This window comes from Mesorhizobium sp. P3_A9 (genome assembly GCF_056402975.1).
This window is the reverse complement of the sequence record NZ_JBFUGJ010000112.1, coordinates 1-16,803: the sequence shown is the minus strand read 5'-3', so window position 1 is coordinate 16,803 and position 16,803 is coordinate 1. Positions and strand designations below refer to the sequence as shown.

21 protein-coding genes and 1 pseudogene are annotated in these 16,803 nt (G+C 62.4%); all 22 read right to left on the bottom strand.

The window, feature by feature from the left end:
* Positions 1-263 (bottom strand): annotated as a pseudogene (locus tag AC1DX0_RS17090) (RluA family pseudouridine synthase); the annotation flags it as partial.
* Between the two features lie 61 nt (positions 264-324).
* On the bottom strand, positions 325-699 hold the full coding sequence (gene crcB, locus AC1DX0_RS17085; protein ID WP_477220680.1) for a fluoride efflux transporter CrcB: 375 nt from the start codon (positions 697-699) through the stop codon (positions 325-327).
* 32 nt (positions 700-731) lie between these two features.
* Complete coding sequence (locus tag AC1DX0_RS17080; protein WP_477220681.1) at positions 732-1,103, bottom strand: DUF779 domain-containing protein; 372 nt, start codon at positions 1,101-1,103, stop codon at positions 732-734.
* 84 nt (positions 1,104-1,187) lie between these two features.
* A complete protein-coding gene (gene adh / locus AC1DX0_RS17075) occupies positions 1,188-2,705 on the bottom strand; it encodes an aldehyde dehydrogenase (RefSeq protein WP_477356175.1) in 1,518 nt (505 codons plus the stop codon).
* 142 nt (positions 2,706-2,847) lie between these two features.
* On the bottom strand, positions 2,848-3,813 hold the full coding sequence (locus AC1DX0_RS17070; protein ID WP_477220683.1) for a helix-turn-helix domain-containing protein: 966 nt from the start codon (positions 3,811-3,813) through the stop codon (positions 2,848-2,850).
* Between the two features lie 198 nt (positions 3,814-4,011).
* A complete protein-coding gene (locus AC1DX0_RS17065) occupies positions 4,012-4,842 on the bottom strand; it encodes an aspartyl/asparaginyl beta-hydroxylase domain-containing protein (RefSeq protein WP_477220684.1) in 831 nt (276 codons plus the stop codon).
* Positions 4,843-5,017: 175 nt separating this feature from the next.
* Positions 5,018-5,695, bottom strand: a complete 678-nt coding sequence (locus tag AC1DX0_RS17060) for a DUF930 domain-containing protein (RefSeq protein ID WP_477356173.1) — start codon at positions 5,693-5,695, stop codon at positions 5,018-5,020.
* A gap of 5 nt (positions 5,696-5,700) precedes the next feature.
* Positions 5,701-7,008 (bottom strand): replication-associated recombination protein A, encoded by a 1,308-nt coding sequence (locus tag AC1DX0_RS17055; RefSeq protein WP_477220686.1) that lies wholly within the window; start codon positions 7,006-7,008, stop codon positions 5,701-5,703.
* A gap of 41 nt (positions 7,009-7,049) precedes the next feature.
* Positions 7,050-8,543 carry a DegQ family serine endoprotease gene (locus tag AC1DX0_RS17050; RefSeq protein ID WP_477220687.1) on the bottom strand — a complete coding sequence of 498 codons (1,494 nt, stop codon included), beginning with the start codon at positions 8,541-8,543 and terminating at the stop codon, positions 7,050-7,052.
* A gap of 180 nt (positions 8,544-8,723) precedes the next feature.
* Positions 8,724-9,155: a 50S ribosomal protein L17 gene (gene rplQ, locus AC1DX0_RS17045; RefSeq protein ID WP_258583909.1), complete on the bottom strand. Its 432-nt coding sequence runs from the start codon at positions 9,153-9,155 to the stop codon at positions 8,724-8,726.
* Positions 9,156-9,259: 104 nt separating this feature from the next.
* Positions 9,260-10,270, bottom strand: coding sequence for a DNA-directed RNA polymerase subunit alpha (locus AC1DX0_RS17040; RefSeq protein WP_477356171.1), 1,011 nt, complete (start codon positions 10,268-10,270; stop codon positions 9,260-9,262).
* A 102-nt stretch (positions 10,271-10,372) separates the two neighbouring features.
* Positions 10,373-10,762 (bottom strand): 30S ribosomal protein S11, encoded by a 390-nt coding sequence (gene rpsK / locus AC1DX0_RS17035; protein WP_006205444.1) that lies wholly within the window; start codon positions 10,760-10,762, stop codon positions 10,373-10,375.
* A 133-nt stretch (positions 10,763-10,895) separates the two neighbouring features.
* Positions 10,896-11,264: a 30S ribosomal protein S13 gene (gene rpsM, locus AC1DX0_RS17030; protein WP_006205445.1), complete on the bottom strand. Its 369-nt coding sequence runs from the start codon at positions 11,262-11,264 to the stop codon at positions 10,896-10,898.
* A 219-nt stretch (positions 11,265-11,483) separates the two neighbouring features.
* Entirely contained in the window at positions 11,484-12,080 is a 597-nt protein-coding gene (locus AC1DX0_RS17025; protein ID WP_477220688.1) for an adenylate kinase, read from the bottom strand.
* Entirely contained in the window at positions 12,077-13,417 is a 1,341-nt protein-coding gene (secY, locus tag AC1DX0_RS17020; protein ID WP_477356169.1) for a preprotein translocase subunit SecY, read from the bottom strand. The genes AC1DX0_RS17025 and secY overlap by 4 nt, the downstream gene beginning before the upstream one ends.
* 194 nt (positions 13,418-13,611) lie before the next feature.
* Positions 13,612-14,085: a 50S ribosomal protein L15 gene (gene rplO / locus AC1DX0_RS17015; protein WP_027044981.1), complete on the bottom strand. Its 474-nt coding sequence runs from the start codon at positions 14,083-14,085 to the stop codon at positions 13,612-13,614.
* 23 nt (positions 14,086-14,108) lie between these two features.
* On the bottom strand, positions 14,109-14,306 hold the full coding sequence (gene rpmD / locus AC1DX0_RS17010; protein WP_006205449.1) for a 50S ribosomal protein L30: 198 nt from the start codon (positions 14,304-14,306) through the stop codon (positions 14,109-14,111).
* 24 nt (positions 14,307-14,330) lie between these two features.
* Entirely contained in the window at positions 14,331-14,894 is a 564-nt protein-coding gene (gene rpsE / locus AC1DX0_RS17005) for a 30S ribosomal protein S5 (RefSeq protein ID WP_477356167.1), read from the bottom strand.
* An 80-nt stretch (positions 14,895-14,974) separates the two neighbouring features.
* On the bottom strand, positions 14,975-15,334 hold the full coding sequence (rplR, locus tag AC1DX0_RS17000; RefSeq protein WP_172229138.1) for a 50S ribosomal protein L18: 360 nt from the start codon (positions 15,332-15,334) through the stop codon (positions 14,975-14,977).
* 138 nt (positions 15,335-15,472) lie between these two features.
* Entirely contained in the window at positions 15,473-16,006 is a 534-nt protein-coding gene (gene rplF / locus AC1DX0_RS16995; RefSeq protein WP_258583915.1) for a 50S ribosomal protein L6, read from the bottom strand.
* 88 nt (positions 16,007-16,094) lie between these two features.
* Complete coding sequence (gene rpsH, locus AC1DX0_RS16990; protein ID WP_006205453.1) at positions 16,095-16,493, bottom strand: 30S ribosomal protein S8; 399 nt, start codon at positions 16,491-16,493, stop codon at positions 16,095-16,097.
* A gap of 12 nt (positions 16,494-16,505) precedes the next feature.
* On the bottom strand, positions 16,506-16,803 hold a 298-nt coding region (rpsN, locus tag AC1DX0_RS16985), incomplete at its 5' end, for a 30S ribosomal protein S14 (protein WP_477356165.1).

Genomic DNA, 16,803 nt, shown 5'->3' with positions numbered 1-16,803 from the left:
GCATCGCCCTGGTTGCGGATCGAGTGACCGGTCAGCGCGCTCTCGCCCTTCTTGTCGACCTCGAGCGGCGGAACACGCACCACCTGGCCAGGCTCGACACGGCTGTCGGCCTTGACCCGGCCGCCATCGACGCGGATCTGGCCAGAGCGCAGCAGCTTCTGCAGATGGCCAAAACCAAGGCCCGGGAAATGGGTCTTGAACCAACGATCGAGCCGCATGCCCGCCTCGCCGGCCTCCACCGTGATCTGTTCAACGCCTGCCATTTTTTCTTCGCTTATCCGTTTCCAAAGCAGGGCTCGGCCTGCGCTTGGCGCGGCAATAGCACTAAGGCAGGCTTCTTGCGAGCCAAAGTCCCAGAAACAGGGCGATGATGGCGCCAATGACGCTCGCCAGCGCATATCCAAAAGCCGGCAGCGTGGCGCCGCGTTCCCACAGTGTCGCGAAATCGAGCGAAAAAGCGGAAAAGGTGGTGAAGCCGCCAAAGATGCCGGTGGCGACAAACAGCCTGACTTCGTTCGACCCGCCGCGGCGGGCCAGGGTAGCGATGAACAAGCCCATGGCAAAGGAGCCGACAATGTTGATCGCCATCGTGCCCCAGGGGTAGTTGGAGCCGACGAGGCGCAACGCGCCGATGTTGGTGAGATGGCGGATGCCGGCGCCGATACCGCCGCCGACGACCACGAGAAGCAGATTGAACATCGTCGTCTACTGCCCGTGCAAGGGCGGTGACGTCAATCCCCTCCCGCCGAGGGCGATGCGATCGCACACACAGTTGAACGCGTCAGAAACCGCCTCTCGCGCCCATTGTCGAGCGAGAACATGCCGCCCCTGCCCGGCACGACGTCGATGATGAGATCGGTGTGTTTCCAGACCTCATATTGCGAAGCGCTGATGTAGACCGGTGTTTCGCCGATCTCGCCCAGCATGACATCATTGTCGCCGACGATGAAATCGCTCTGGGGGTAGCACATCGGCGAGGAGCCGTCGCAGCAGCCGCCSGACTGRTGGAACAGCACCGGCCCATGGTCGGCGATGATTTCAGCCAGGAATGTTCTGGCCTCCGGCGTGGCCGAGACTTTCCCAAGCGAAACCTTGTCGAGCACGGCACTCCTCCATCATCAACTGATCGGGGCGCGGCGGAATGGCCGCGCCCCCTTCCAAGGACATACGCAGCCCTGGGAGGGCTCTCAGAAGAAACCCAGTTTCTTCGGGCTGTAGCTGACCAGCATGTTCTTGGTCTGCTGATAGTGGTCGAGCATCATCTTGTGGTTCTCGCGGCCGATGCCGGACTGCTTGTAGCCGCCGAACGCCGCGTGCGCCGGATAGGCGTGGTAGCAGTTGGTCCACACTCGGCCGGCCTGGATGGCGCGGCCGAAGCGGTAGCAGCGGTTGGCGTCGCGGCTCCAGATGCCGGCGCCGAGGCCATAGAGCGTGTCGTTGGCGATCGACAGAGCCTCGTCGTCATCCTTGAAGGTCGTCACCGAGACCACCGGCCCGAAAATCTCCTCCTGGAAGACGCGCATCTTGTTGTGGCCCTTGAACACGGTCGGCTWGACGTAATAGCCGCCGGCCAGATCGCCCGGCAGATGGTTCTGCTCGCCGCCGATCAGCACCTCGGCGCCTTCCTGCCTGCCGATGTCGAAGTAGCTCAGGATCTTCTCCAGCTGCTCGCTCGATGCCTGCGCGCCGATCATGGTTGCCGGGTCGAGCGGATCGCCCTGGACGATCGCCTCGACGCGCTTCAGCGCCTTTTCCATGAACTTGTCGTAGATATTCTCATGCACCAGCGCCCGGCTGGGGCAGGTGCAGACTTCGCCCTGGTTGAGCGCGAACATGACGAAGCCTTCGATCGCCTTGTCGAAGAAGTCGTCATCTTCCGAGGTCACGTCCTGGAAGAAGATGTTGGGCGACTTGCCGCCGAGTTCGAGCGTCACCGGGATGAGGTTCTGGCTGGCGTATTGCGAGATCAGCCGACCGGTCGTGGTCTCGCCGGTGAAGGCGATCTTGGCGATGCGGTTGGACGACGCGAGTGGCTTGCCGGCTTCGAGGCCAAAACCATTGACGATGTTGAGCACGCCATCCGGCAACAGGTCGCCGATCAGGTCGACCCACAGCATGATGGTGGCCGGTGTCTGTTCGGCCGGCTTCAACACGACGCAATTGCCGGCGGCAAGGGCCGGCGCCAGTTTCCAAACCGCCATCAGCAGCGGAAAATTCCAGGGAATGATCTGGCCGACGACGCCAAGCGGCTCATGGAAATGATAGGCGACGGTGTCATCGTCGATTTGYGACAGGCTGCCTTCCTGGGCGCGCAAAGCACCGGCGAAATAGCGGAAGTGATCAACGGCGAGCGGCAGGTCGGCGGCGGTCGTCTCGCGGATCGGCTTGCCATTGTCCCAGGTCTCGGCGAGCGCCAGGAGATCGAGATTGTCCTCCATGCGATCGGCGATGCGGTTGAGGATCAACGCGCGCGCAGCCGGGCTGGTCCTGCCCCAGGCGTCCTTGGCCTTGTGCGCGGCGTCGAGGGCCGCCTCGATGTCGTTTGCATCCGAACGGGCGATTTCGCCGAGCGGCTTCCCGTTGACCGGCGAAATGTTGTCGAAATACCTTCCTGAGTGCGGCGCCACCCATTTGCCGCCGATGTAATTGTCGTAGCGCTTGGCGAAGGGAACCTTGGCCGTGCGAGAAAATTCCACCTTGTTCATTATCTTCCTCCCAGGAAACAGCGGTACGGGATGTACCGCGCTGCCAGGGAGATTGGGGATGCCATCGGGCTTTGTCAGCCCGGGCAAGTCATCCACACCAGGCCGACTGTCGCAGGATTGCGACAGGTTCGGCGCCGAAACCTCAATGTGGCCGGCGGATGCCGAAGCGGGCGAGCTTGCGATGCAGGGTGGCTCGGGAAATGCCGAGATTGTGCGCGGCGGCGGAGACGTTGCCATCGGCGCGCGCGATCGCCCGCTGGATTACTCCGCGCTCCGCCTCTTCGAGTTCCTCCGCGGCCTTGGTGAAATCGCCGAGGATGTCGGCGGCGGGCAGCCCCCTGGCCAGCGCCTGTTGGGTGATGCCAAGGCCCTGTCGCGCCGAGCGTGTCGCACCGACCACCAGATCATCGCCGTCGACCGCAATCAGCGCCCCGGCGCCGCGCTCGGCCGCCGAGGCAAGCAGAATGCGGGCATTGGGAAAAGACAGGCGAAAATTCTCGGCCTCGATGCGGCGGGCGGCATCRCCGACCGCCATGGCGATCAGGCCGACAAAGCCTTCGGTCAGATCCGACCGGCACGACGAGACATCGAGCGCGGCAGCCAGATTGCCCTCGTGGTCGTAAATCGGCGCCGTCGTGCAACTGAGCAGCGTGTTGCTCGAAAAGAAGTGCTGGTCACGATGAATGGTCAGCGCACGCTGGTCGGCCAGGCATGTGCCGATGCCGTTGGTGCCCTCGGAGTCCTCACTCCATACTGTCCCGGTCCACAGGCCCCATTCGTCGAAGGTATCGTCATCGGCGGAAGCCCCGCGGCGTTCGACCGGGATACCGTCGCGATCGGCGAGCAGGACGCAACAGCCAATGCCGCCGACAGCGAGATAGAGACGATCAAGGCTCGCATCCGCAGCCCGCAGCAGCTGCTCGACCCGCTGCCGCGCCAACCTGAACTCGCTCTCGGTCAGCCGTCGAGGCGCCTGTCGTTGGCCAGGATCCAGTCCATGCACCGTGAGCGAGCGTCTCCAGGAAGCAACCAACGCCGATCGGGCGGCATCGCTGGTGGCAATGGCGGCCTGGACGATATCGGCATGATGGGCCGGCTGTACGCTCACCTCATCCTCCCAAGGCGCTTCCAACTCAAGCAGCGTTATATCCGCTCAGATATATCCGCTGCATCAGATGTAGAGGACCAGCGCCTGCTGGCGCTATAAGACAATGGTCCAACAGCAATTGAGGACAGTGGCCGGCCGCTCAGGCTAAGCGCACCAGAACGCTGCCAGCGGGGCCGGCAGCGCCTTAGATTTTTCAGCTCAGGTGGTTTCGACCTTTTTCGGCTTGGTCGAGCCGATCATCTTCCAGTTCTTGTAGAACATCGAATTAATGCGCTCGACGCTGACCGAGACAACCGCGAGCATGCCGGCGATAAGCCTGGGAACCGGGGACGGCCTGATGATGTCCATGAACACGCAGTAGCGACGGCCATCATACTCGTTGACCGAGCGATGCAGCAGCGTGTCGTCGAAAATGAACAGCGGATTGTCGTACCAGTAGTTCTTGACGCTGCCGCATTCGACGAAGATTTCCGACTTCACCGGAACCAGATTGTAGAGGATGCGCAGGCTGAGCCGCAGCGGACCGAAATGCCAGGAAGTCGATTCGCGCTTGCTGAAGACCGACACGGCGATGGTCTTGATGTATTTGAAATCCTTGTTGAACTCGGCGACGTTGTCGATCCTGTGCTTGCCATACCACTGGTAGACATACATGCCGCGCCGGCCGGCGCCGAAATTGGCGTCGATRTCGGCGATGATCTCGTCCTTGCGCGCCTTGAAGATGTCSAGGACCTCRTTGACCTCGCGCTGATAATCCTCSGGAAACTGCTCCAGCTTCCACACGCCGGGGTTCCTGTAGCAGAGCAGATCGACCACCAGATTGAACGGCGACAGCAGCCAGGTGAACAGGCCGTTGCCAAGGAAGTAGCCTGAGAACAGCGACAGATCCTTCCTGTCGTTGCGCAGCACGTCGATCAGGCCGCAGACGATGAAGATCGTCGTCAGAATGGGGATGAAATAGAAGCCAAGGGCGAGAAGCGGGATGGCGATGGCGAATTTACGAAGCGATTTGCGAAGGGTTTTTGTCATTTTTCCACGCGCGGAGCGCGATCCTGTTGCGAATGAGTGTGCCAAATCTCGGCAACGACCACCGCCCGGCCGTGCGCCTTGATAAGGTTTTTTGGGTCGCCGCACAACGCCACGACTTTGTGGCCTGGCAACTGCCTGGTGGATTTTGCCAGACTTGATTCATGCACTGCTGGGGTCAATGCACCGCTGGCAAGCCGAGCTCGTCCCATTTCTCCCTGGCCACGGGATCGCCGACCAGGAACTCAAAGCCGATGACGCTTTCGCCGTCTTGTGCGAGCTGGCATTTGAACTTCAGATTATACCAGTTTCTGCGGCTGCGGAAAGCCGCGCCGTCGGCGGCGATCGTGGTGCCGCGGACCTTCTCCTCGGCCGTTGCGTAAGGCACGACGCGTTCCGGATGAAAGTCCGCGCGCCAACTTCGGATCTGGTCCATGGCCTCGAGATTGCACAATTGCGCCATGCGCTCGTCGGAAGCGAAGGTCGCGAGATCGGCGCGCGCCTGCCGGCTGCGCGGATCGGCGAGCGTCTTGGCCGACAGCATTTCGGTCGGCCGAATCATGGCTGGTGCTGAGGGCGATTGAGTTAGAGGGTCATTCGGCGGTGGTGTTGGCGCCGGCGCTCGTGCCGCTGGTGCCGGCGGCGGCGCTTGCACTGGCGGTGGCTTGGTCGACGCCTCGAACTGCTGCGGCGTCAGAATGTCGACCGACACCCGTTCCTCTTCCAACCGCTTCGGCGGCTTCGGCAACGGCATCAAGGCCAGCGTTGCTGCGAGCAGCGTGTGAAGAACAACCGAGGCAGGGATGCCCCATGGCGAGGCCTCGCTTCGAAGCGTGACGACCACCGGGCCGCGCAAACCAGCTACTCCCGCTCTTTGCGCAGCTTTGCCCAATAGTCSAGCCGCTTYCKGATATCGCGCTCGAAACCACGCTCAGGCGGATCATAGAAGGTCTGGCGGCCCATTTTCTCGGGAAAATAGTCCTGGCCCGAAAAGGCGTCCGGCTCATCATGGTCGTAACGATATCCCGCGCCGTAATCCTCTTCCTTCATCAGCTTGGTCGGCGCGTTGAGGATGTGCTTGGGCGGCAGCAGCGAGCCATGCTCCTTGGCAGCGCGCGTGGCGGCCTTGAAGGCGGTGTAGACGGCATTGGATTTGGGTGCGGTGGCGAGATAGACGGTGGCCTCGGCAAAGGCGAGTTCGCCCTCCGGCGAGCCCAGATAGTCGTACGCATCCTTGGCGGCATTGGCGACAACCAGCGCCTGCGGATCGGCAAGGCCGATATCCTCCATCGCCATGCGCACCAGCCGGCGGCCGAGATAGAGCGGATCCTCGCCGGCGTCGAACATGCGCGCGAGATAGTAGAGCGCTGCATCGGGATCTGAGCCGCGCACCGATTTGTGCAGCGCCGAGATCAGATTGTAGTGGCCGTCCTGGCCCTTGTCGTAGATCGGGGCGCGGCGCTGGACGATGCGCTGCAGCCCTTCGGGATCGAATATCTCGCCGGGCTTGGCGGCACGCCAAACTTCCTCGGCCAGCGTCAGCGATGCGCGGCCATCGCCGTCGCTCATGCGGATCAGCATCGTCCGCGCCTCGTCATCGAGCGGCAGCGCCCTGCCCTCCGTCTCCTCCGCCCGCACCATCAGCTTGGCGATGCTCTCCTCACCGAGCGAATGGAAGACCATGACGCGCGCGCGCGACAGCAACGCGGCATTCAGTTCGAAGGACGGGTTCTCGGTTGTGGCGCCGACCAGAACGACCGTGCCATCCTCCATGACGGGGAGGAAGGAATCCTGCTGGGCGCGGTTGAAACGATGGATCTCGTCGACGAAAAGCAGGGTCTGGCGGCCGTTGGCGCGGCGAAGCTTGGCCGTCTCGAAGACTTTCTTCAGGTCTGCGACACCGGAGAACACAGCCGATATCTGCTCGAAGGCAAGACTGGTCTCGCCGGCGAGCAACCTTGCCACCGTGGTCTTGCCGGTGCCAGGCGGGCCCCAGAAGATCATCGAGCCGAGCGAACCGGACCCGATCAGCCGGGTCAACGCGCCATCGGGGCCGGTCAGATGCTCCTGGCCAACGACCTCGCCAAGATTTTTCGGCCGCAGCCTGTCGGCCAGCGGCCGCCCGGGCGGCACCTTTTCCGGTTCGTCAACGCTGAACAGATCGGCCATGCASTTCTTTTGGTTTGGAGCGCGATCCCTTCAGATCGAACTCAGTAACGCAACACCTGGCGCAGTATCTGCCCGCCGCGCTCGACGGTAAAGCGCCACCAGCGCGTATCCTGCTGGGCTACCTGCGCCAGCGTCGCGGCGGTGTCGATGGTTGTGCCGTTGACCTCGCGCACGATATCGCCCGGCTGGAAGCCGAAATCGGCGGCCGGCGAGTCGCGGTTGATGTCGATCACCGTGACGCCCTTGAGGTCGGTGCGCAGGCCAAGCTTCTGGGCAAGCCGCGGCGACAGTTCCGCAACCTTGGCGCCCGAGAACGGACTGCGGCCATGCAGCGTCACTTCCGAGGCTTTTGCACCCTCAGGCGCGCGCTCCAGCGCAATGTCCATGGCCGCTTGCTGGCCCTTGGTCAGGATCGCGAAATTCGCCTTGCTGCCGATCGACAGCGTCGCCATGCGATAGTCCAGCGCCTCGATGCTCTCGACGGGCTTGCCGTTGATCTGCAGCACGACATCGCCCGCCTTCAGCCCAGCCTTGCCCGCCGGTCCGGTCGCTTCGACGGAAGAGACCAGCGCCCCGGTCGGCTTTTCCATGCCGAGCGATTCGGCGATCTGCGGCGTCACCGCTTCGAACTCGGCGCCGATGTAAGGCCGTTCGAAGAAATCCAGACCTGCCTTGGCGGCATCGGCGAAAGCCCGCACCATGTTGGCGGGGATGGCAAAGCCGATGCCGATCGAGCCGCCGCTGCGGCTGTAGATCGCGGTGTTGATGCCGACCAGTTGGCCACCCATGTTGATCAGCGCGCCGCCGGAATTACCGGGATTGATGGCGGCGTCGGTCTGGATGAAATAGCCCGAATCCGAGACGCCGATATGGCTGCGGGCAAGTGCCGAAACGATGCCGCTGGTGGTGGTCTGGCCGACACCGAAGGGGTTGCCAATGGCCAGCACTAGATCGCCGACCTCGAGCGCGTCGGAATCGCCGATGGCGATGACCGGGAACGGTTTGTCGGATTCGATCTTGAGCACGGCAAGGTCGAGCGTCTCGTCCTTGAGCATCACCTTGCTGGTGAATTCCCGGCCGTCGGCGGTCGCCACCTTGACCTCGTCGGCATCCTTGATGACGTGGAAATTGGTGACGATGACACCACTCGGATCGACCAGCACGCCTGAGCCCAGTGAGGACTGCGCGCGCGGCTGGGCGCGGCCGAAAAACTCCTCGAAGAACGGATCGCCTTCAAAAGGCGATGTGACCTTGGCCGTCTGCGAGGCATAGACATTGACCACGGCGGGCGCCGTCTGCTTGACCAGCGGAGCGAACGAGAGCTGCACCTCCTCGCGGCCGAACGGCACGCGCTTGTCGGGACCCGAGGTGGAGTTTTCGCCTTCGACACCATGCAACAGGTCGGTCAGCACATCCGACAGGCCCGGATCGGCAGGCTTTGCGGCGTCTTCGGCCAGCGCCTGCCGGACTGCCGGTGCGGCTGCGAACACCATGAAGGCGCAGAGCAGGACAAAGGACAGTCTTTTGGCGCGCATTCGCGAATCCTCCAAGGCAAGTTCGGGCGCATTGTCCCGACGATTGTGCAAAATRAAAGGCTAAGYCGCTGAAATCCGATTATTTTCGCGCCGGCCGATCGTTTTCTGCATGTGCTCGCACGCGCAGAACATGAAAAAGGGGCCCGCAGGCCCCTTCAATTCATTCTGGAAAACCAAGCCTTATGCGGCTGCGGCGTCCGCTTCGGTGCCTTCGGCTTCGATGCGCGCGCGGTCGCCGGCGCCCTTGGCCGAGGTGTCGCGATCGACGAACTCGATAACGGCCATCGCGGCATTGTCGCCGTGACGGAAGCCCGCCTTCATGATGCGCAGATAGCCGCCATTGCGGTTGGCGTAGCGCGGGGCAATGGTGTCGAACAAACGCTTGACGACGCCTTCATTGCCGATCTGGGCAATGACCTGGCGGCGGGCGTGCAGGTCGCCACGCTTGCCGAGCGTCACCAGCTTCTCGACGATCGGACGCAGGTCCTTGGCCTTCGGCAGAGTGGTGACGATCTGCTCGTGCTCGAGCAGCGACACGGCGAGGTTGGCGAACATCGACTTGCGATGGCTAATGCTTCGGGCGAAGCGGCGGCCTTTGAAACCGTGGCGCATGGCTCTTTTCCTTCTTCAGTTGTTCAAGAGGCCAAGGCCTCTGATGGTTTTCCGCATGACCGTCGGATCGGGCGGCCCACGCCGCCGATCCTTGGAATTCATGCTCAATATTGATCTTCGTAACGCTTGGCGAGGTCTTCGATGTTTTCCGGCGGCCAGTCCGGCACTTCCATGCCGAGGTGCAGGCCCATCGCCGCCAGGACTTCCTTGATCTCGTTCAGCGACTTGCGGCCGAAGTTCGGGGTGCGCAGCATCTCGGCTTCGGTCTTCTGGATGAGATCGCCGATGTAGACGATGTTGTCGTTCTTCAGGCAGTTGGCCGAACGCACCGAAAGCTCGAGTTCGTCGACCTTCTTGAGCAGCGCCGGGTTGAAGGCGAGCTCGGTGACGGCTTCGGCAGCGACTTCCTTCTGCGGCTCGTCGAAGTTGACGAACAGGCCGAGCTGGTCCTGCAGGATGCGGGCRGCAAAAGCCACCGCGTCTTCGCCSGWGATCGAACCRTCGGTCTCGATCGTCATGGTCAGCTTGTCATAGTCGAGAACCTGGCCCTCGCGGGTGTTTTCGACCTTGTAGGAGACCTTCTTGACCGGCGAGTASAGGCTGTCGACCGGGATCAGGCCGATCGGCGCGTCCTCGGCRCGGTTGCGSTCGGCCGGCACGTARCCCTTGCCGGTGTCGACGGTGAATTCCATRCGGATTTCAGCGCCTTCGTCCAGCGTGCAGATGACGTGGTCGGGRTTGAGGATCTCGACRTCGCCAACCGTCTGGATGTCGCCGGCGAGAACCGCACCCGGGCCCTGCTTGCGAACGACCATGCGCTTGGGGCCGTCGCCTTCCATGCGGATGGCGATTTCCTTGATGTTCAAAACGATGTCGGTCACGTCCTCGCGCACACCGGCGATGGACGAGAATTCATGCAGGACGCCGTCGATCTGCACGGCGGTGACAGCCGCACCGCGCAGCGAAGACAGAAGCACGCGGCGCAGCGCGTTGCCCAGCGTGAGGCCAAAGCCGCGCTCGAGCGGCTCGGCGACCAGCGTGGTCAGAGTCTTCTTCTTCGACGAGAACTCGATCTTGTTCGGCTTGATCAGTTCCTGCCAATTTTTCTGGATCATGATGCTTTCCTTCCGTTGACCCGCCACCATCCAATCGTGGCGGGCGACCTGGAATACCGCGGAGGAACGCCTTTCGGCGTTCGCGCGGCGTTCGGTAATTTCTTAGACGCGGCGCTTCTTGCGCGGGCGGCAGCCATTGTGCGGGATCGGCGTCACATCACGGATCGAGGTGATGGTGAAGCCGGCCGCCTGCAGGGCGCGCAATGCCGATTCACGACCCGAGCCAGGTCCGCAGACCTCGACTTCGAGCATGCGCATGCCGTGTTCCTGGGCCTTCTTGGCAACGTCTTCGGCGGCCATCTGGGCGGCGAACGGGGTCGACTTGCGCGAACCCTTGAAGCCCTGGGCACCGGCCGACGACCAGGCAATCGAATTGCCCTGCGCGTCGGTGATGGTGATCATCGTGTTGTTGAAGGTCGAATTGACGTGGGCAACGCCCGACGAGATATTCTTGCGTTCACGACGGCGAACACGAGCGGCTTCCTTGGCCATGATAGTCCTTTCAGTTGATCTCTACACCGCCGTAATGCCAGCGGCTCCACCTAGGAAAGCGATGAGCGAGTAGGGAATAGCGAATAGGGATCCCTACTCGCTATTGGCTATTGGCTACTCGCCATTCGCTCACTTACTTCTTCTTGCCGGCGATCGACTTGGCCGGACCCTTGCGGGTGCGCGCATTGGTATGCGTGCGCTGGCCGCGAACCGGCAGCGAGCGACGATGACGCAGGCCGCGGTAGCAGCCGAGGTCCATGAGGCGCTTGATGTTCATCGAGACTTCGCGGCGCAGATCGCCTTCGACCTGGTAGTCGCGGTCGATGGTCTCGCGGATCTGCAGCACTTCCGCGTCGGTCAGCTGGTTGACACGGCGCTCGGCCGGGATGCCGACCTTGTCGACGATCTCCTGGGCGAACTTCTTGCCAATGCCGTGAATGTACTGAAGCGCAATGACAACGCGCTTGTTGGTCGGAATGTTGACGCCGGCTATACGAGCCATGTTCTTCTCTTCTCCATGTGGGCCGGTCGACCTTCAAAAACAAGGTACGCCCGGCGCTGTCAAAGTTGCCCCGCGTCCGGTGGAGACCGGCCCTTGCGGGAGTTTCCAGTTCAAAGCGACCGCCTTGCCCTTGCGGACAAGCAAAGTGCGCACCTGATAGGAAGACGGGCCGCCATACCGCAGCGATCCGTCGCCGTCAAGCTTAATCTTTAAATTCCCTTACCGCGCCTTTGCGGCCGCCGCGAGCACGGCTTCGATCTCGGCGGTCACCGCGTCGATACTGGCCATGCCGTCGACCGTCTTGAGCCTGCCCTTGGCGTAATAATAGCCGGTCAGCGGAGCGGTTTTCTTGTAGTACTCGCGCAGGCGCTCTTCGAACACCGTGGGATTGTCGTCCTTGCGCACCGGCTGGCCGGCCGCCTTGGCATCCTCGGCACGCTTGACGATGCGACCGACGAGGGCCCTGTCGTCAACGACCAGTTCGATGACCGTGTCGAGGCTGATGCCACGCTCCGAGAGCATCGATTCAACCGCATCGGCCTGCACCAGCGTACGCGGGTAACCGTCGAGAATGAACCCCCCGGCGCAGTCGGCCTGGTCGATCCGCTCGGCGACGATGGCGTTGACGATGGCATCGGACACCAGCTCACCGGCATCCATCACCGCCTTGGCACGCTTGCCGACTTCGGACCCGGCCTGAACGGCGGCACGCAGCATGTCGCCCGTCGAAAGCTGGGGTATGCCGTATTTGTCTACCAGTCTTTGTGCTTGTGTCCCCTTGCCCGCCCCTGGCGGCCCAAGCAAAATCAACCTCATCTGGCTTTCTTCCCCCCGCGCAGCTTCGACTTCTTGATCAGGCCTTCATACTGGTGCGCGATCAGGTGGCCCTGAATCTGCGCAACCGTATCGAGCGTGACACTGACCACGATCAGAAGCGATGTGCCACCAAGGTAGAATGGTACGCCAGTCGCCGAGATCAGGAACTCCGGCAGCAGGCACACCAGCACCAGATAGATGGCGCCGACGACGGTGATGCGGGTGAGAACGTAATCGATGTAATCGGCGGTGCGCTCRCCCGGACGRTAGCCCGGGATGAAGCCSGAATGCTTCTTGAGCTGGTCGGCGGTGTCCTTCGGRTTGAASACRATSGCYGTGTAGAAGAAKGCGAARAACACGATCATCSCCGCRTAGAACAGCATATAGAGCGGCTGGCCGTGGCCGAGCGAGGCCAGGATGGTGCTYGCCCAKGCSGGCATGTTGGTGGTCTGCGAGAAGCCGGCGATGGTGGCCGGCAGCAGGAGCAGCGACGACGCRAAGATCGGCGGGATGACGCCCGACGTGTTGAGCTTCAGCGGCAGATGCGAGGTATCGCCCTGGAACATACGGTTGCCGACCTGGCGCTTCGGATACTGGATCAGCAGCCGGCGCTGGGCACGCTCGAAGAAGACGATGAGCGCGATGACGACGATGGCGAGAACGATGATCGCCAAGATCAGGCCGGTCGACAGGGCGCCGGTGCGGCCGAGTTCCAGCGTGCCGGAAATGGCATGCGGCAGGCCGGCGACGATGCCGGAGAAGATGATCAGCGAAATGCCGTTGCCGATGCCGCGCGCGGTGATCTGCTCACCAAGCCACATCAGGAACATGGTGCCGCCRACCAGCGTGACGACGGTGGAGATGCGGAAGAACATGCCGGGATCGCTGACGATGCCGTTGCCGTTCTCCAGTCCCACCGAAATGCCGTAGGCCTGCACCAGTGCCAGAAGCACGGTGCCGTAGCGCGTGTACTGGTTGATGACCTTGCGGCCCTGTTCGCCTTCCTTCTTCAGCGCTTCCAGCGACGGGATGACCGAGGTCATCAGCTGCATGATGATGGAGGCGGAGATGTAAGGCATGATGCCGAGCGCAAAGATCGCCATGCGCTGCACGGCGCCGCCGGCGAACATGTTGAACATGCCGAGCACGCCCTTGCTCTGCGAGGAGAAGGCCTGGGCGAAGGCGTCGGGGTTGATGCCGGGAAGCGGGATGTAGGTGCCGAGGCGATAGACGAGCAGCGCGCCAATGGTGAACCAGATGCGTTTCTTCAGGTCCTCCGCCTTGGCGAAGGCCGAGAAATTCAGATTCGAGGCTAATTGTTCAGCAGCCGAAGCCATGCCTGATTCTCCGCTTGGTAACGCTTGATGGCCCGTGAGGTCAGGCGGTGCGTTTCACCGAAGCTCACGAGATAAGCTCCGGGCTGTAAACATGCAAGCGGCCGCGTTGACGCGGCCGCCTAATTGAGCAGATCAAAGCGCAATCGTGAGCAAAAACGGGATCCCATTCTTGCCGATCGCGCTTCAAATTGCCGTTACTCGGCAGCTGCCTTTTCCGGCAACTTGACCGAGCCGCCAGCCTTTTCGATCTTCTCGATCGCGGCCTTGGAGGCGCCGGCGACGTCGAAGGCGAGCTTTGCCTTGATCTCGCCGTCCGAGAGGATGCGAACCCCGTCCTTGACGCGGCGAATGACGCCGGCGGCAACGAGCGATTCAGCCGTCACGGTTGCCTTGGCGTCGAGCTTCTTGGCGTCGATGGCGACCTGGATACGGGCCAGCGACACGACGGTGAAGCTCTTGGCGAAGATGTTGTTGAAGCCACGCTTCGGCAGGCGCCGGTAAAGCGGCATCTGGCCACCCTCGAAGCCGTTGATGGCGACGCCGGAGCGCGCCTTCTGGCCCTTGACGCCGCGACCGGCGGTCTTGCCSGAGCCGGAACCGATGCCGCGGCCGAGACGCTTCTTGGAGTGCGTCGCGCCGTCCTTGTCACGCAGATCGTTGAGTTTCATCTGGGTTTCTCCTGCGCTTTGGCTCAACCCTCGTCCACGACGCGGACGAGATGCTGAACGGCGGCGATCATGCCGCGCACGGAAGGCGTATCTTCCAGCGTGCGCTGCTTGTGCATCTTGTTGAGGCCGAGGCCGACCAGCGTCGCGCGCTGTTCCTTCGGGCGGCGGATCGGCGAACCGATCTGCTCAACGGTGATGGTCTTGGTTGCTTTCTTGGCCATGGTCAAAATCCCTGGTCAGATCGACTATTCTTCAGCCGCAACGGCGGTGCCGCGGCGGGCCTGAAGGGTCGAATACTTGATGCCGCGCGCAGCAGCCACATCCTTGGGATGCATCTGGCTCTTCAGCGCGTCGAAAGTGGCGCGAACCATGTTGTAGGGGTTCGACGAACCCATCGACTTGGCGACCACGTCATGCATGCCGAGCGTCTCGAAGACAGCGCGCATCGGGCCGCCGGCGATGATGCCGGTACCCTGCTTGGCAGCGCGCAGCAGAACGCGTCCAGCACCCCAACGTCCTTCGACGTCATGATGCAGCGTACGACCCGAGCGCAGCGGCACGAAGATCATGTCGCGCTTTGCCGATTCGGTTGCCTTGCGGATGGCTTCCGGCACTTCGCGTGCCTTGCCRTGACCGAAGCCGACGCGGCCCTTCTGGTCGCCGACGACGACGAGTGCTGCAAAACCRAAGCGACGGCCGCCCTTGACGACCTTGGCGACGCGGTTGATGTGGACGAGCTTGTCCACCATGCCGTCRTCGCGCTCTTCACGMTCGCGGCCGCGGCCGCCTTCCCTACGTTCCTGTGCCATATCCTGTTCCTTGTTTTTTTCCGGAAGCACGGTTGATGATGAGATCCGGCGCCTCTGTGGGTCACCGGGGGCGAAAGTTTTTAGAAGCTCAAGCCGCCTTCGCGTGCAGCCTCGGCCAGCGCCTTGACGCGGCCGTGATAGATGTAGGCGCCGCGATCGAAGACGACTTCCTTGACGCCGGCCTTGGTGGCGCGTTCGGCGATCAGCTTGCCGATCGCAGCAGCGGCCGCGGTGTCGGCGCCGGTCTTGAGCGAACCCTTGAGGTCCTTCTCGAGCGTCGAAGCGGCGGCGATGGTGTGACCCTTGGCGTCGTCGATGACCTGCACATAGATGTTCTTCGACGTRCGGTGAACCGAGAGACGCGGACGCTCGCCGGCGACCTTCTTGATCTGACGGCGGACGCGCTGCGCGCGGCGCTGGATGGACTCTTTGCTAGCCATGATAGTTCCTTGCCTTCAAAAGACGGGGGCCGCCATATGCGGTAGGCGAAAGCGCCTCCCGCGACCGCTCCCCGCGGCGTTGCACTTCCTTGGTTTGGCCCTTTCCGAAAAGTCTGCAACTTTTCGGGGCCAAGCCCACTACTTCTTCTTGCCTTCCTTGCGGACGATCTTCTCGCCAGCGTAACGGACGCCCTTGCCCTTGTAGGGCTCGGGGCCGCGGTATTCGCGGATCTCGGCAGCCACCTGGCCAACCTGCTGCTTGTCGATGCCAGCAATGGTGATCTCGGTCGGCTTCGGCACGGTGATGGTGATGCCGGCCGGCGTCTCGTAGACGACGTCATGGCTAAAGCCAAGTGCCAGCTGCAGGTTCTTGCCCTGAAGTGCCGCACGATAGCCGACGCCGGTGATCTCGAGCTTCTTTTCGAAGCCGTCCTTCACGCCCTGCAGGATGTTGACGATCTGCGTGCGCGACATGCCCCACTTGGAGCGCGCCGTCTTGGTCTGGTCGCGCGGCTGGACAGCGATCTCGCTGCCTTCCATCTTGACCAGGACTTCATCGTTCACCACGAACTTCAGCTCGCCCTTGGGGCCCTTCGCCGTCACGGTCTGGCCGTTGACGGTCGCGGTCACGCCCTGGGGCAGCGAAACGGGTTTCTTTCCAATACGAGACATTTTGTTGTCCTCGTCACTTCTCTTGTTTCAGGTCTCTGTCTTCGGAACGATCCGAAGACCGGATTCCATTTTGCGGTCAGCTGCCAGATCAGAAAATCTGGCAGAGGATCTCGCCGCCGACGTTCTGTTCGCGTGCTTCGTGGTCGGCCATCACGCCCTTCGGCGTCGAAAGGATGGCGATGCCGAGGCCGTTTGCGACGTGCGGGATCGACTTGGCCGAGACGTAAACGCGGCGGCCCGGCTTCGAGACGCGGGCGATTTCGCGCACGACCGGTGCACCGTCGAAATACTTCAGCTCGATTTCGATTTCGGACTTGCCGTTGTCGAAGTCGGTCTGGCTGTAGTCGCGGATATAACCTTCAGCCTTCAGCACGTCGAGGACGCGGGTRCGCAGRCGCGARGCCGGCGTCGARACRCTCGACTTCTTGCGGCCRTAGGCGTTGCGGATGCGGGTCAGCATATCGCCGAGAGGATCGCTCAATGACATGTTATGTCCTCCTTACCAGCTCGACTTGACCAGGCCCGGGATCTGGCCGTTATTGCCGAGATCACGAAGCGCGATGCGCGATACTTTGAGCTTGCGATAGTAGGCACGCGGGCGGCCGGTGACTTCGCAGCGGTTGCGGATGCGGATCTTGGCCGAGTTGCGCGGCATGGCGGCAAGCTTGAGCTGAGCGCGGAAGCGCTCTTCCATCGGCTTGGACTGATCCATGATGATCGCCTTCAGGGCAGCGCGCTTGGGACCGTACTGGTCGGCAAGCTTGCGGCGCCTGTTGTTCTTCTCGACTGAGCTGGTC

What these genes read in the sequence shown, in the direction of transcription:
- crcB (WP_477220680.1), bottom strand. Translation starts at nt 699, where the DNA reads ATGTTCAATCTGCTTCTCGTGGTCGTCGGCGGCGGTATCGGCGCCGGC.
- AC1DX0_RS17050 (WP_477220687.1), bottom strand. Translation starts at nt 8,543, where the DNA reads ATGCGCGCCAAAAGACTGTCCTTTGTCCTGCTCTGCGCCTTCATGGTG.
- rplQ (WP_258583909.1), bottom strand. Translation starts at nt 9,155, where the DNA reads ATGCGCCACGGTTTCAAAGGCCGCCGCTTCGCCCGAAGCATTAGCCAT.
- rpsK (WP_006205444.1), bottom strand. Translation starts at nt 10,762, where the DNA reads ATGGCCAAGGAAGCCGCTCGTGTTCGCCGTCGTGAACGCAAGAATATC.
- rpsM (WP_006205445.1), bottom strand. Translation starts at nt 11,264, where the DNA reads ATGGCTCGTATAGCCGGCGTCAACATTCCGACCAACAAGCGCGTTGTC.
- AC1DX0_RS17025 (WP_477220688.1), bottom strand. Translation starts at nt 12,080, where the DNA reads ATGAGGTTGATTTTGCTTGGGCCGCCAGGGGCGGGCAAGGGGACACAA.
- rpmD (WP_006205449.1), bottom strand. Translation starts at nt 14,306, where the DNA reads ATGGCCAAGAAAGCAACCAAGACCATCACCGTTGAGCAGATCGGTTCG.
- rplF (WP_258583915.1), bottom strand. Translation starts at nt 16,006, where the DNA reads ATGTCTCGTATTGGAAAGAAACCCGTTTCGCTGCCCCAGGGCGTGACC.